Genomic DNA, 15,112 nt, shown 5'->3' on the forward strand with positions numbered 1-15,112 from the left:
AGGTGGATCACGGCGACGCATGCAACCTGCCCGCCCACATTGCGGCCCGCGGTCACGATCTCGCTTTCCCCCAACTCCCCGCTCGAGCACGTCGGGGGGGGGCATGAACGGCGGCTGCGTTTCGCGGAGTCGGTGCACGCGCTCGCCGACCGGCACCGGGTGCAGACCCCCTACCGCTACTTTCCGATCAAGCCGCACTGGCTGGCACCGGGCATGCAGTTCCTGCCGGTGTGAGCCCGTGCCGCGCTGGCCTACCGGTGGCCGCTCACGCACTCGGCCGCGGCCAGCCGCGAGGATGCGGTGGTCGAGGTGTTGTGGACGGAGCTGGTGGGTTACACGCAGATGCAGCACCTCTTCCCGAAGTCGCAGATCGGGACCGAGCGGCTGATGGGCCTGCCCAAGTCGCTGATCGCGGTGGCCCGCTGACAGCTCCGCCGTACGTCAATGCCGGCCGAACTGGCCCCGCTGCGGGGCCACAGGTCCTCCACCACCTCCGATCGGATCCAGTCGATGCTGTCGCCACTGACGCGGTCTGGGTGCACGGAAAGTACCGCATGCCAGTTTTGTGTCAATGATCGTCTTCGACACCGGTCTGTCAGATCAACGATTGACACCCGACAGGCCTGGTAGCAGCCTCTATGCATCCCATCTAGGCGGTGAGCGCATCGTCCACCCCAGGCTCGATCGACGGGCGTGGCCCCAGGTCGGGTCTGGGCAAGCGCTATGGCCTGGCCGTTGCCAGAGCAACTGAATCCAGACGACGATACCCGTCGCGGGGCCGGCCGAGAGGCGACCGAAATGACCAGTTTCCCTGCGCTCAGGGCTCGCTCCGCCATCGTCGTGACGCTGTTGCTGGTTACCCTCGCGCTGCCGGTCAACGCCGGGCCCGCCGTGGCAGCGGATCCCTGCGCCCCGCTCGTCAATCCGGTGGCCTGCGAGAACAGCAAGCCGGGCACGCCGAGCGGCACCTGGGGCATCTCCGGCTCCGGTAGCTCGTCCATCCAGGGCTTCGCGACCCGAATGAGTGTCAACGTCGGAGAGACCGAGAGCTTCAAGGTCAAAACCAGCGCGATGTCGTACCGGCTCGACATCTACCGCATGGGCTACTACGCCGGCAACGGGGCACGGCTGATCACCTCCGTCAGCCCGGTCGGCCGCCAGTCCCAGCCGGCCTGTCTGACCGCCGCCACAACGGGTCTCATCGACTGCGGGAACTGGGCCGTCTCCGCCTCCTGGACGGTGCCGACCGACGCCGTCTCGGGCATCTACTTCGCGAAACTCGTCCGCACCGATGGCACCAGCGGCGCGAGCCACGTGTTCTTCGTCGTCCGAAACGACAACAGCCGCTCGGACGTGCTCTTCCAGACGTCCGACACCACCTGGCAGGCCTACAACCAGTACGGCGGGAACAGCCTCTATGCCGGTTCGCCCGCGGGTCGCGCCTACAAGGTCAGCTACAACCGGCCGTTCGCGACCCGCGGCAATGCCCCCGAGGATTTCGTGTTCAACGCGGAATACCCGATGGTCCGGTTCCTGGAGGCCAACGGCTACGACGTCAGTTACCTGTCCGGCGCCGACACCGATGCCCGCGGCGCGCTGCTCAAGAACCACAAGGTGTTCCTGTCGGTAGGCCACGACGAATACTGGTCGGGCCCGCAGCGGGCCAACGTCGAGGCAGCTCGGGACGCGGGCGTGCACCTGGCCTTCTTCAGCGGTAACGAGGTGTTCTGGAAGACGCGCTGGGAAAACAGCATCGACGGCTCGAGCACGCCTTACCGCACCCTCGTCTCCTACAAGGAGACCCACGCCAACGCCGCCATCGACCCAGCGGATCCGCCGACCTGGACGGGAACCTGGCGCGACCCTCGGTTCAGCCCACCGGCCGACGGCGGTCGCCCCGAGAATGCGCTGACCGGGACCATGTTCAAGGTCAACTCGGGTACGGTCCCCCTGCAGGTTCCCGCCGCCGACGGCAAGCTGCGGTTCTGGCGTGGCACGTCCGTAGCCTCGCTCGCGCCCGGGACCACGGCCACCCTCGGCTCGGGCACCGTGGGATACGAGTGGGACCAGGACGCCGACAACGGGTTCCGGCCAGACGGCCTGATCCGCCTGTCCACGACCACGGCGACCGGCGTTCAGGTGCTGCTCGACTACGGGTCCACGTACGGCACCGGCAACGCCACCCACCACCTGACCCTCTACCGCGCACCCAGCGGCGCCCTCGTCTTCGGAGCCGGCACCATCCAATGGTCCTGGGGTCTGGACAGCAACCACGACCGGGGCTCCGGTGCCGCCAGCACCCCGATGCGGCAGGTCACCGTCAACCTCCTGGCGGACATGGGGGTGCAGCCGGCCACGCTTCAGTCCGGGCTCACCGCGGCGAGCCCGTCCACCGACGCGACCGCTCCGGTCACCACGATCACGGCTCCGGCCGGCGGCTCCTCGGTGCCGGCCGGCTCGACGGTCACCGTCTCGGGGACGGCGACCGACTCTGGCGGCGGCATCGTCGGCGGCGTGGAGGTGTCGACGGACGGCGGAGCGAGCTGGCACCCGGCGAACGGCCGGTCAGCGTGGAGCTACTCGTGGACTCCGGGTGGAACGGGGACCGCGACAGTCATGGCGCGGGCCACCGATGACAGCGCGAACATGGGCAGCCCGGCGTCCGTGTCGGTCACGGTCGAGGCGCGTACGTGCCCGTGCAGCATCTGGGGCACTGGTGAAGCCCCTGCTTCAGGACCGGACCCCGACACCGCCGGTACCGAAGTGGGGGTCAAGTTCCGCTCCGACGTGGCCGGGCAGGTGACCGCGGTCCGCTTCTACAAGCAGGCCGGCAACACCGGCACCCACGTGGGTCACCTGTGGACCGCCAGCGGGCAACTGCTGGCGAGCGTCACCTTCACCGGAGAGTCGGCCACCGGGTGGCAGCAGGCGAACCTGTCGACGCCGGTGCCGTTGACGGCCGGCGCAACATATGTCGTTTCCTACTTCGCCCCGAGCGGGCGCTACTCCGCTGACACCGGCTATTTTGCGAATTCGGGGAGAGACGCCGCGCCGTTGCACGCGCTCAAGGACGGCTCGAACGGGCCGAACGGCGTCTACGGCTACTTCGCCAGCGGCGGTTTCCCCACCCTGGCGTGGCAGTCGGCCAACTACTGGGTGGACGTCGTGTTCACGACGACCCCGTCCGGGCCGGACACGACGGCCCCGACGGTAACGGCGCGCTCGCCTGCCGCGGGCGCGACGGGGGTCCCGACCAACACGACGGTAGTTGCCACCTTCAGCGAGCCGGTTCAGAGCAGCACCATCTCGATGTCGCTCAGGGGCCCGAACGGCAGCAGCCTGACGGGTAGCCTCTCCTACGACGCCACCGCGCGGCGCGCCACGTTCACGCCGTCGGCTGCCCTGGCAGCGGGAACGACCTACACGGCGACGGTGAGCGGCGCGGCCGACCCGAGCGGAAACGTCATGTCCGCGGTGTCGTGGTCGTTCACCACCGCCGCTGGGACGCCGAACCCGGCGTGCCCGTGCAGTATCTGGAGCAGTTCGTCGACGCCGACGACGGCGTCCGATCCGGATACCGCCGCGGTGGAGCTCGGGGTCAGGTTCCGGTCGGACGTCGCGGGCCAGATCACCGCGATCCGGTTCTACAAGGGGACCGGTAACACCGGCACCCACGTCGGCCACGTGTGGAGCAGCGCGGGACAGCTCCTCGGAACCGTGACGTTCAGCGGCGAGACCGCCGGCGGCTGGCAGCAGGCGACGTTGGCGACGCCGGTGTCCGTCACCGCGGGCACGACGTACGTCGTCTCGTACTACGCGCCGAACGGTCGCTACGCCGGGGACAGCGGCTACTTCGCAACCTCTGGCGTGGACAACGCGCCGCTGCACGCCCTGGCCGACGGGCAGGGCGGCCCGAACGGCGTGTACCGCTACGGAGGCGGGTTCCCCACCGACTCCTGGCGGTCGAGCAACTACTGGGTGGACGTGGTGTTCACCACGGCGAGCTGATAGGCGATTCTCATGCTGAAGAGTGCGTTCACCGCCGGGTTCGGGCGCTCGCGCGCCGGCGGCGCCGTTCGGGTACGCAACCGCGTCGCGGCGGTGCTGGCGCTGGTACTGGCCCTCGGGACGCCGGTCGTCCTGGCCCCGGCAAGCCCGGTCGCCGCCGCCACCTGCCCCTGCTCGATCTGGAGCGCCACGACGACTCCGGGCACCCCGTCGGATCCCGACACCGCGGCGGTGGAGATCGGCACAAAGTTCCGGTCCGACGTCGACGGCTTCGTCACCGGCGTCCGCTTCTACAAGGGCAGCGGCAACACCGGCACGCACGTTGGACATCTGTGGACCAGCACCGGCACGAACCTCGGCGCCGTCACGTTCACCGGTGAGACCGCCACCGGGTGGCAGCAGGCGCTGTTCCCCGCCCCGATCCCGATCAACGGCAACACCACGTACGTGATCTCGTACTACGCCCCGAACGGTCGCTACGCCGCCGACAGCGGATACTTCGCGACGTCGGGCGTCGACAACGCGCCGCTGCACGCGCTGCGGGACGGCGTCGACGGCTTCAATGGCGTCTACCGGTACGGCACCGGCGGCGGCTTCCCGACCAACTCGTGGGAGTCGGCCAACTACTGGGTGGATGTCGTTTTCGACTCGGCGGCAGCGGACACCACGGCGCCGACCGTCACCGGCACGAGCCCGGCGAGCAACGCCACCGGCGTTCCGCTGACCACGACGGTCACCGCAACGCTGAGTGAGCCGGTGCAGGCCGGCAGCGTGCGGCTCGACGTGACCGCCAACGGCAGCGCGGTGCCCGGCAGCACGGCGTACGACGCCACCAGTCGCATCGTGACCTTCACACCCGGCGCCGCCCTGTCGCCCTCGACGAGCCATACCGCCCGAGTCAGCGGTGCCACCGACGCCAGCGGCAACGCCATGGCCCCCTATTCCTGGTCGTTCACGACGGCGGCGTCCGGGTCCGCCTGCCCGTGCACGATCTGGCCGAACTCCACGGTCCCGGCGGTGGTCAACGTCAACGACAGCTCGGCGGTGGAGCTGGGGGTCAAGTTCCGCACTTCCACCGCCGGATACATCACCGGCCTGCGGTTCTACAAGGGATCGAGCAATACCGGCGCGCACACCGGCTCGCTGTGGAGTCGCACCGGCACCCGGCTGGCGACCGTGACCTTCAGCGGCGAGAGCGCCTCCGGCTGGCAGACGGCGACCCTGCCCGCGCCCGTCCAGATCGCCGCCAACACGACCTACGTCGCCTCGTATCACACCAACGTCGGCTTTTACTCGGCCACCAACAACGGGTTGGCGTCCGCGGTGTCCCGCGGCCCACTCACGGCCCTGGCGAACGGGGTCGACGGTGGGAACGGCGTCTACCTGTACGGCGGCGGCGGCTTCCCGACCAACACGTACCAGGCGAGCAACTACTGGGTGGATGTCGTCTTCGACACCACGGCCGCCGACGGGACCGCGCCGACAGTCACCTCGCGCGCCCCCGCGCCCGACGCGATCGGCGTGCCCACCTCGGCAAAGGTCACCGCCACGTTCAGCGAGGCGGTCACGGCATCATCCATCGCCATGACGTTGACCGGTCCCGGCGGGGCGGTGTCGGGCACCGTCGGCTACGACCCCGCGACCACCACGGCCACGTTCACCCCCTCCTCGGCCCTGTCCAGCTCGACGTCGTACACCGCGACCGTCAGCGGAGCGCGGGACGCGGCGGGTAACGTCATGTCGCCGGTCAGCTGGTCCTTCACCACGGCGGCGCCGCCACCACCCGGGCCCGGACAGGGCCCCGGCGGGTCACTGCTCGTGATCACCAACTCCTCGACGTCGGCCAGCCAGTTCAGCCCCTACACGGCGGAGATCCTGCGCGCCGAAGGTCTGAACCAGTTCGCCACCGCCGATCTGTCCACCGTCTCCGCGACCACGCTCAACCAGTACGACGTCGTGCTGCTCGGGTCGATGCCGCTGACCGCCGCCCAGGTCACCATGTTCGCGAACTGGGTGACCGCCGGCGGCAACCTGATCGCCTTCCGGCCCGACAAGCAGCTCGCCCCGCTCCTGGGGCTGGCCACCACGACGAACACGCTGGCCGAGGGCTATCTCAAGGTCGATTCGACCGTCGCTCCGGGTGCGGGGATCACCAACCAGACGATCCAGTTCCACGGCACCGCCGACCGCTACACCCTCAACGGCGCCCGGGCGGTGGCGACGCTGTATTCCAACGCCAGCACAGCGACGAGCAACCCCGCCGTGTCGCTGGTCAACGTCGGCACCGGCGGAGGGCAGGCGGCCTCGTTCACGTACGAGCTGCCTCGGTCGATCGTCTACACCCGGCAGGGCAATCCAGCGTGGGAGAAGCAGGAACGCGACGGCCAGTCGCCGATCCGATCGGACGACCTGTACTTCGGCGGCAACAGCACCGACTGGGTCAACCTCGCCAAGGCCGCGATCCCTCAGGCCGACGAGCAGCAACGGCTCCTGGCCAACCTGATCGGAATGATGAACCTGGACCGCAAGCCGCTGCCGCGCTTCTGGTACTTCCCGCGCAGCGCCAAGGCGGTGGTCGTGGCCACCGGTGACGACCATGCGAACGGAGGCACGGCGGGCCGGTTCGACCAGTACCTGGCGAACAGCGCGCCGGGCTGCGTGGTTGACGACTGGCAGTGCCTGCGCTTCACGTCGTACGTCTACACGAACACCCCGTTGAGCAACTCCCAGGCCGCCGCGTACAACAGCGCCGGGTTCGAGGTCGGCCTGCACGTGGGGAACAACTGCAACAACTTCACCCCCGCCTCGCTCGAGTCGGACTACGCCGACCAGCTCAGCGCCTGGTCGCAGAAGTACTCGAGCCTGCCGACGCCGATCACCAACCGTTACCACTGCATCGTCTGGTCCGACTGGTCCAGCCAACCGGCCACGGAGCTGGCCCACGGGATCCGATTGGACACGAACTACTACTACTGGCCGGGCAGTTGGATCAGCGACCGGCCGGGCTTCATGACCGGATCCGGGATGCCGATGCGCTTCACCGACAAGACCGGCAGCTTCATCGACGTCTACCAGGTCGCCACGCAGATGACAGACGAGTCCGACCAGAGTTACCCGTTCACACCCGACACCTTGCTCGAGAACGCGATCGGCCCGCTCGGCTACTACGGTGCCTTCACCGCCAACATGCATACCGACAACGCCACGACCTTCCAAAGCGACCAGTTGCTGGCCTCGGCCACCGCGCACGGCGTGCCGGTGGTGACCGCCCGACAGATGTTGACGTGGTTGAACGGCCGGAACGGCTCGTCGTACAGCGGCGTCTCGTGGGCTGCCAACACGCTGTCATTCACCGTGAACGTCGGTTCGGGGGCGAACGGACTCACCGGCATGGTGCCGACACTCGGCCCCAACGGCAGCACGTTGACCGGGCTGACGCGCGGTGGCAGCGCCGTGGCGTACACGAAGACCACCATCAAGGGCGTGGAGTACGCGATGTTCCTCGCCGCGCCCGGCACCTACGTCGCCAACTACGGCAACTCGGGGTCTACCATGGCGACGACCGCCGTGCGGACGGTCACGGCGAGCACGGCGACGCTCGACGTGGCCGGCAGCACGGCGAGCGCGGCCGAGGTCGTCTACGGCATCTCACCGGTCGAGCTGACGGGACGCGTCCTGGACGGGACGCAGGGTGGGCGTCGCACCTTCACCCTGGAGGGACTCAAGCCGTCTACGACCTACTACTACCGGGTTAAGGTCCACGGGCCGACCGGAACGGCGACTTCGGGTGTCGAGAGCCTCACCACGACGGCGCTCGACAGGAAGGCTCCCCTGCTGTCCGGCGTGGACGCCTTCCCGCTTCCCGACGGGACAGCCGCGGTGACTTGGCGCACGGACGAGAATGCGGACGCCGCTCTGCTGGTCGGCGAGACTCCGGAGGCTCTCGTCAGGCTCTACAGCGACCGGCGCGACACCACGCACACCGTGGTGGCCAGCGGGCTCAAGACGGGCACGACCTACTACTACCGCGTGAGGAGCGTCGACGCGGCGGGCAACGTCTCGGAGTGGCCTGCCGCAGGCAAGTCGCCGGCCGCATTCGTCTCCGCAGGCAACGGCGTCGCGGACCGGACGGCGGCGCAGTTCCGGACGACCAACGGCGCGAACGCCACGTACGTCCAACAGGACGACCTGGGCGAGTTGTCGTTGGCACCCGCCGCTGGGGCCGAGTTCACCACCTCGACCCTGTCGTCGGGTTGGCAAGAGGGGGTCGAGGCGCCCGGCGGTGCGGCGACATTCGTCCGGGGCAACCTCGTCCTCGACGGCCGATCCGCCGCAACGCGCGCCACCTTCGGCCCCGGTCGATCGCTGGTCTTCCGGGCCACCTTCACGGGTCACGATGGGCAGTGGGCCGGTCTGGCCGCCGGTACCCGGAGCGACCCGTGGGCGACGTTCGGCGTCCGGAACGGGACCCTGTACGCCGGCGTCAATGCCTCCGGGCGGCAGACCATCCAGCTACCCGCCAGCCTGATCGGGACTCCGCACGTTTACCGCATCGACTGGACGAGCACCGGGTTCTCGTTCTACGTCGACGGCAAGTTGGTGGGCTCGAAGGCGGCACCCGCGTCGTCGATGCGCGCCGTGACCCGGGACACGGAAGCCGACGGAAGGCAGCTCCTCATCGACTGGGTGCGCCTGTCGGGTTACACCAAGCGCGGCAGTCAGTTCTCGCGGGTCTTGGATGCTCGGCAGATGGTGACGTGGGATCGCCTGATCTACCGGGCGGACGTTCCGCGGGGAACGTCGTTGCGGATCAGCGTGCGCACCGGGAACACCGCCACACCGGACGGGTCCTGGACCGGCTGGGTGACGGTTGACCAGGGCGGACGTGTCGACGCTAGCTCGCGGTACATCCAGTACCGGGTCGAGATGTCGACGACCGCGGCCGGCAGGACACCGGTCCTCAGCGGCATCGGGATCACCAACAACGGCCGCCCGCCGACTCCGGTGACCGAGTCCGACCAGTGACGTCGCCGGGTGGGAGGAGTTCTCAAAGTCGCTCAGAGCCACTCGTCGATCGCGGCGAAATTTTCCGTCACCGCCGCCGCACTCAGTTCGGCGATCAGCTCGTTCGCGGTACGGCCTGGTAGCCGATCGTCAGCAACCTGGGTCTACGCGAGGTCTTGACACCGACGCCGCGAGCGCCCCGTGGCAGATGTGCTCAGCGATGGCGAGCGACGATGTCGCTGCGGGTGACGGAGCGTTGCGGACCAGCGTCACACGCTGACGCGTCGTGATGCAGCAGTCGTCCACAAGCGACCCTCGGCGGCGCAGCGCCTGGGCGCGGACCCCGGCGGGCGCGGCCACGAGATCTCGGCGCGCGAGCTCCGGCAGGTAGCGCCTGGCCTGCTCGAGGAAGTACCGCCGGCTCAGGGACCCGAGAATCTCCCGTGCGCCGGTGCGCCAGTGCCGGCGCGCCATGCGGCGGAACCCGCTCCAGCCGAGCGCAGAAGCCCGTCATCGGCAACTCCGGCAACGAGCCTCTTACCCGCAAATATTCACGGCGGGCGACAACGGCACCGAGCCAGAGCCCTCTTCGGTGCGACAAAGGTTCACCAGCCGACGGTGGTGAGGCTGATCGGGGTGAGGTGGCGGACCTGCGGCTCGATCCACTGCGCCGCGGTGACCAGCTTGACCAGCCGGTCGATACTCTCCGGCGGGCCGGCGACGAAGCTGCGCCGCTCGGCCGGGCAGCCGTACCGGTCGTCGAAAACACCCCCCGTCGAGCGCCCGCACGACCGTGCCGGCCTCAGCGGCGAGGAGCATCCCGGCAGGCAGGTCGACCGCCTCCGGGCGGTAGCCGACGATGCCGTCGATGTCGCCGCGGGCCAGCATCACCCAGGACAGCAGCGGCGCCCACAGTTGCAACACCCGGCGGGCGGTGGAGTCCAGCACCACCTTCAACGCCCGGGCGGTGCTGTCGTCCCGGCGTACCTCGTGACCCTGGGTCCAGGCCAGCACCGGCGCGGACGGCACCGGCCGGCGCGGCGCCCGCAGCGGCCGACCGGACGGCCCGGCGGCATGCACGAAGCCGCCCTGCCCGCGCACCGCCGGCCAGGTGCGGCCGGCGACCGGGTCGTGGACCACGCCGAGCACCGGCGAGCCCCGCTCGCAGAACGCGATGCCGACCACGTACGCGGGCAGCCCGATGGCCACGGGCACCAGGATCCGGCTCACCGAGACCGGGTTCCGGGAGATGGGCTGGGAGGCCGCGAAGTTGGCGGAGCAGTACCGCGAACACAGCATCGGCTGGGACACCTTCGTTCCCCGACTCGGGGAGTACCTCGCGCGGCTGGTGTCAACCCCATGACCGCCGCCGTCGACGACGACCTGTGGTCCGCGGTCGGGATCCGATTCGTCGGCGGATGCTCGACCTGCCCCTGACGGATGGCGATGGCACGGCCACCAGCCTCAGTGAGCAACTGCCCGTGTCACGGCAGGCCATCTCGAAACATCTCGGCGTGCTCGACCGCGTCGGCTTGGTGCACACCACGCCTGCCGGGCGAGAGAGGAGGTACCGGGTGGACGAGACGCAACTTGCTCGCGCGGTCGCGCAGCTGTCCTCGGTGGGGGCAGCGTGGGACGCCAGGCTCCGGCGCATCAAGCGGATCGCCGAGACGGTTCAGCGCAGGAAAGACCAGCGCGGCACACAGCAGTGAATTCATGAAGGCCAGACGAGAACCAACCTGGAAGGAAGAACCGAAAGTGGTGGACATCCTGCACAGGGTCGGAATCAAATCGTCGGTGGCCGAGGTCTACTGGCAGCCTGTGTGTTCAACGCCATCTGGGCGTACGCGCGCCGTGGTCACCGGCTGCTCGGCACCACCGTCGATCCCGTCGGCACGAGAGCCATCAGCAGGCGCTTCCTGCTCGCACCCTTCTGGATCGCCGCCGGAACCCTGCTGGGCGCCCTGCTCCCCGTCCTCGGCGTGGCCGTGATCACCGCGTTGATCCCCTTGTACCGGCTGCCGATCCCGGGCGAGATCGCCAGGGCGAAACGTCAGCGTGGCGGCGCTGGGCGGGAGTGACCCCGGAGGACGCGTGCGGGCGGGGCCCGACCGGTGAGCCCTATTTCATCGGGTAGCGGGCGCCTTCGGCGGCTTGGCGGGCGGCCTTCCGCGGTGCGGTGTCATCCTCCCGACGAGCACGCTCCCCGCGTCGCGACAGTGGATCGTGGCTTGTGTCGTCCGGATAGGATGATCAACCATGCCTCCGACGTCACGCCGGCTAGCCGCCCTGATGAAGCCGCTCCACGCCTGGGGACCGGTGCTGGTCCTGTCGCTGGTGGTGGTCGTGTCGGCGGTGATCGTGTCGGCCGGACTGCGCACCTCCCCCATCGCACCGGCCCGGCCGGTACTGGTCTCGAGCGGCTCCTGGGCGCCTTTCGTGGGCCAGACGCTGCCCGATGGCGGACCGATCACCAAGTTGGTCGTCGAGGTCCTCAAGCGGTCCGGATACGCCCCCCAGGTCAGCTACACGTCGTGGTCCCTGGCCGAGAACCAGGTCACCTCCGGGGCCTCAGTCGGGGTGTTCCCACTGGTCAGCAGCAAGTCGCGGCGCGCCCACTTCCTGCTCTCCGACCGGCTCATCGACTTCGAATACGTGCTGTTCTACAACCGTCGTGGCGGCGAGCCGAGGGTCTCCTCCGCGTCCGATCTGGGCGCCCTGCGGGTAGGCGGCATAGCCGGGTACGAGTACTGGGACGAGTTGGAGTCCGCGGTCGGGAACTTCGTGGAGTTCGACACGGCGCAGGAGGGCTTCCGGGCCCTGGCCGACGGCCGCATCGACCTACTCGCCGAGGGGCTGCTCTCAGGCCGAGCGGTGCTGACCGACCCATCCTTCGCCGGAGACGCGGCGGACTTCGGCCACCTGCCGGGCGACAGCCCGCTGGTGCACTCGGTGGAAGGTCTCTACTTCATGATGCCGGAGACCGCCGAGGCCGCCGCCGTGATGAAGAAGTTCAACAAGATGCTGGCGAGCATGCGTCAGAGCGACGAGTACGAGACGATCGTCGCGGAGCTCACGCCGTCCGCGTACCAGGAGGTCACGCTCGCTCCCGTGGGCGAGACAGGCCTGGTGGAGCTGCTGGACAGCAGCGGGAGGCTGGTGCTTCTCGCCCCGCAGGGTACCCGGGCACGGGTGCTCGCCTGGCCCGAGGAGTTCGTCGGCTCCGCCGGCGCACGGTCAAGCCAGGGCCTCGGGACGGTGCCATCCAGACGGATCCTCGTGAAGGTGAAGGTCGCAAACGGACCGGCGCAGGGCCGGGTGCTCCACGTCGACGCGCGCGCCCTGCAACTCGGGGCGGGAGGGTCATGACCCAACTGCGGATCCTCGCCCCGGTGGTGGTGGACTACTACGCCGTCCCTGGAGCGTCGCTGCGCGATCCCACCGCGTACGCGCAGTTCTGGGCCGAGCAGCAGCCGGCCTTGGACGCGCTGCTGGAAGGCTTGGCCCCCGGGCCGGGGACCGACGGGCCCGGGCCGCCCTCGACCGTCGTGCTGGAGCACGCGCGAGCCACCAGCTCGTTGAACCTCTACCGCACCATCAGCGACCACGCGGTGGAACGCCCGTTGCACGTGCTCACCGGCGTGCTGCGACCGCGGCACCTGCCGGACGAGTTCGACGGGGCCACCGATGCCCTGCACCGTGGCGTCGTCGAGATCAGTTTCCGTCTCTACGACCACGGCCTGATGCTGCTGGAGATGCTGGCGGACGTGGCACCGTCACTCACCGAGCACACCGACGGCCTCGATGCCCGCCTCGACGACCTCCAGGCCCAGGCCGTGGCAATGGGTGAGCGGGTCGCGCGGGAGACCGCACACCGGTACCTGGATCCGATCCTGCGGCTACTGCGTGCGGCGGACAGGGACGAGCGGATACTGGTCGCCGCAACACCTGAGGACGACCCGGTGACAGCGGAGTTCGGCGAGCCGTTGTGGGTCACCCGCAGCCTCGTGGTGGACCCGTCGGAACCGGGTGCCGAGCACGTGGTGCGGCACTGGATCAAGGACGTGGTGATGGCCGGGGACAGCCGGGCGCCCGCGGAGCGGCTACTGGACGGCGAGATCAACCACCTGGTCCGGTGGCTGAACTACATCTTCGTCGACCGGACGGGCGCGGGCGGGCGGATGCTGCCCGGTGACCCGTTCCGCGACCAGTGGGACGCCCTGCGCTACGCCCAGGTCTTCTACGGGGTTCTCGACCGGATCGACACCCGGCTGTCGAAGATCCTTGCGGACTCCGCGGCGGCGGCGGGTTCGCGGTGGGAACTCGAGCAGCTGAAGGGACAGCTGGTGAGCCTGAGCCAGCGGGCCGAGCTGATCATCATGGAGCGCCAGAACCTGTCGAAGTACCTGAAGCGAGCCGTACGCGTGGAGATGGATGCGATCCTCGAGTTCTGGGACTACGAGGACCTTCTGGCGCAGCCGGTGCGGTTCAAGGTCGGTGTCTGCGACCGGCGGCTGGCCGAACTCGCCGCGAGACGTACGGCTCGGTCGGTGATGTTCACCGACCTCATCCTGCTGGGCATCGCCGTGACGTCGATTCTCGGCACCGCCTTGTCGGTGACCGAGTTCGGCCGGTCGATCGCCAATGATCCCGACATGGCGATCTACGACCTGGGGCGCTCCTCCATCGTGGAGTGGGTCGCCTCGCAGCCGGCGGACGCAATCCTCGTCACCTCGGGGGTGGTGTCGGTGCTGCTGGTGGTCGTTTACCTCTTCTTCCGCCGCGACAACAGCTGATGAGGGCAGCGCTCCGCAGCCGTGCGATACGCACATTCGCGATCACCCAGTTCCTGCTCGAGGTGCAGTTCTGGTTCCCGGTCTGGCTGATCTACCTCCTGGACCTGGGTTTCCCGTTGACGACGGCGGTGCTCGCGGACGGGGTGTTCCGGATTGTCTCGGTGGTCTGCGAATTCCCGCTGGGGGTGGTCGCGGACCTCATCGGGCGGCGGCGCACGTACCTGGCCCTGGCCGGCGGGACGGTGCTGACCTTCGCGGCGATCACCCAGATCCGATCCGGGACGGTGCTGTTCGGCGCATGGGTGCTGTGGGGGGTGCTGTGGGCGCTGGCGTCCGGGGCGGCCAGCACCTACCTGTACGAACTGTGCGCCGCCGAGCCGGACCTCAGCCCGGCCAAGGCGTTCGGTCTGGTGCGAGCGGTGGGCAACGTCTCCGTACTGCTCTCACTGCTGGCCGCGGGTTACCTGTACGAGGTGGACCCGCGGTTACCGTTCGCCGTCACCGCCGCCATGGGCGGCGTGGCGTTCCTGCTCGCGCTGACGCTGCCGGAGATCAGGGAGTCGCGGGTGGTCTCCACGTTCTCCTCCGTGGTGGCGGACATCCGGTGGGCGGCGGCCGACGCTCGAGTCCGCCGGGCCGTGTGGCTGGGCGCCCTGCTGCTCTTCTTCGGCTGGAGCCCACGCATCCTGTTCCAGCCGCTGGCGCTGGAACTTGACCTGACCCCGCGGGTCACCGGGTGGATGTACGCGGCGTTCGCGGCCGCCTCGGTGCTGGGTGGGCTGGTGGCCGGATACGTGGACGCGCGACGCCGTCGGGTTGCCGTGACCACGGCGTTCGTGCTCGTCTTCGCCACCCTGGTGGCCACCAGTCAGGCGCAGTGGCTCGGCCCGTTCCTGTTCCTGCCGGTGATGGGGCTCGGGTACGCCCTGGGCACCACGGTGCTGGAGGTCTTCACCAACGAGGTCGCCCCACGGGCGGTACGCGCCATGGTCTTCGGGCTTACCGCGTGCCTGGGCGGGGCCGGCATCGCCGTGGCCCGCCCCGCGCTCGGAGTGCTGGCGGACAACCGGTCCACCCCGTTCGCCTTCGGGGTATGGGCCGGCGTCGGGCTGGTGCTGGTCGGCCTGGCCGTGCCGGCGATTCGCCGGATGCCCCGGACCCACCGGCCCGCACCGACCCAACGGAACAGGCAGCTGGCCGCTGAGCTCGGAATGCGGGTCAACGCATCCACCGATCAGCGACGTGAGAACTGATGAAGCCCCCCTGCCTGACAGCCTTCAACGCCCGGGCGGTGCTGTCGTCCC

At 69.3% G+C, this 15,112-nt stretch carries 8 protein-coding genes and 1 pseudogene; 8 read left to right on the forward strand and 1 reads right to left on the reverse strand.

Annotated elements, in window-relative coordinates:
• Positions 1-300: 300 nt before the first annotated feature.
• The 3 genes from OG799_RS13195 (at position 301) to OG799_RS13205 (ending at position 9,033) form a co-directional block, all read left to right on the forward strand.
• On the forward strand, positions 301-426 hold the full coding sequence (locus OG799_RS13195) for a hypothetical protein (RefSeq protein WP_406045327.1): 126 nt from the start codon (positions 301-303) through the stop codon (positions 424-426).
• A 372-nt stretch (positions 427-798) separates the two neighbouring features.
• Positions 799-4,008 carry a N,N-dimethylformamidase beta subunit family domain-containing protein gene (locus OG799_RS13200; protein ID WP_406045328.1) on the forward strand — a complete coding sequence of 1,070 codons (3,210 nt, stop codon included), beginning with the start codon at positions 799-801 and terminating at the stop codon, positions 4,006-4,008.
• A 12-nt stretch (positions 4,009-4,020) separates the two neighbouring features.
• Positions 4,021-9,033: a DUF4082 domain-containing protein gene (locus OG799_RS13205; RefSeq protein WP_406045329.1), complete on the forward strand. Its 5,013-nt coding sequence runs from the start codon at positions 4,021-4,023 to the stop codon at positions 9,031-9,033.
• A 516-nt stretch (positions 9,034-9,549) separates the two neighbouring features.
• Here OG799_RS13205 and OG799_RS13210 read toward each other — a convergent pair.
• Entirely contained in the window at positions 9,550-10,311 is a 762-nt protein-coding gene (locus OG799_RS13210) for an inositol monophosphatase family protein (protein WP_406045330.1), read from the reverse strand.
• Positions 10,312-10,371: 60 nt separating this feature from the next.
• Here OG799_RS13210 and OG799_RS13215 point away from each other — a divergent pair.
• The 5 genes and pseudogenes from OG799_RS13215 (at position 10,372) to OG799_RS13235 (ending at position 15,061) form a co-directional block, all read left to right on the forward strand.
• Positions 10,372-10,724: pseudogene (locus tag OG799_RS13215) on the forward strand (ArsR/SmtB family transcription factor).
• Positions 10,725-10,835: 111 nt separating this feature from the next.
• Positions 10,836-11,093, forward strand: a complete 258-nt coding sequence (locus OG799_RS13220; RefSeq protein ID WP_406045331.1) for a hypothetical protein — start codon at positions 10,836-10,838, stop codon at positions 11,091-11,093.
• Positions 11,094-11,271: 178 nt separating this feature from the next.
• Positions 11,272-12,381 (forward strand): substrate-binding periplasmic protein, encoded by a 1,110-nt coding sequence (locus tag OG799_RS13225; protein WP_406045332.1) that lies wholly within the window; start codon positions 11,272-11,274, stop codon positions 12,379-12,381.
• Positions 12,378-13,808 (forward strand): hypothetical protein, encoded by a 1,431-nt coding sequence (locus OG799_RS13230; RefSeq protein WP_406045333.1) that lies wholly within the window; start codon positions 12,378-12,380, stop codon positions 13,806-13,808. Before OG799_RS13225 ends, OG799_RS13230 begins: the two co-directional genes overlap by 4 nt.
• Complete coding sequence (locus OG799_RS13235) at positions 13,808-15,061, forward strand: MFS transporter (protein ID WP_406045334.1); 1,254 nt, start codon at positions 13,808-13,810, stop codon at positions 15,059-15,061. The genes OG799_RS13230 and OG799_RS13235 overlap by 1 nt, the downstream gene beginning before the upstream one ends.
• Positions 15,062-15,112 lie beyond the last annotated feature (51 nt).

The sequence above is a fragment of the Micromonospora sp. NBC_00898 genome, assembly GCF_045207895.1.
GTDB lineage: Bacteria > Actinomycetota > Actinomycetes > Mycobacteriales > Micromonosporaceae > Micromonospora.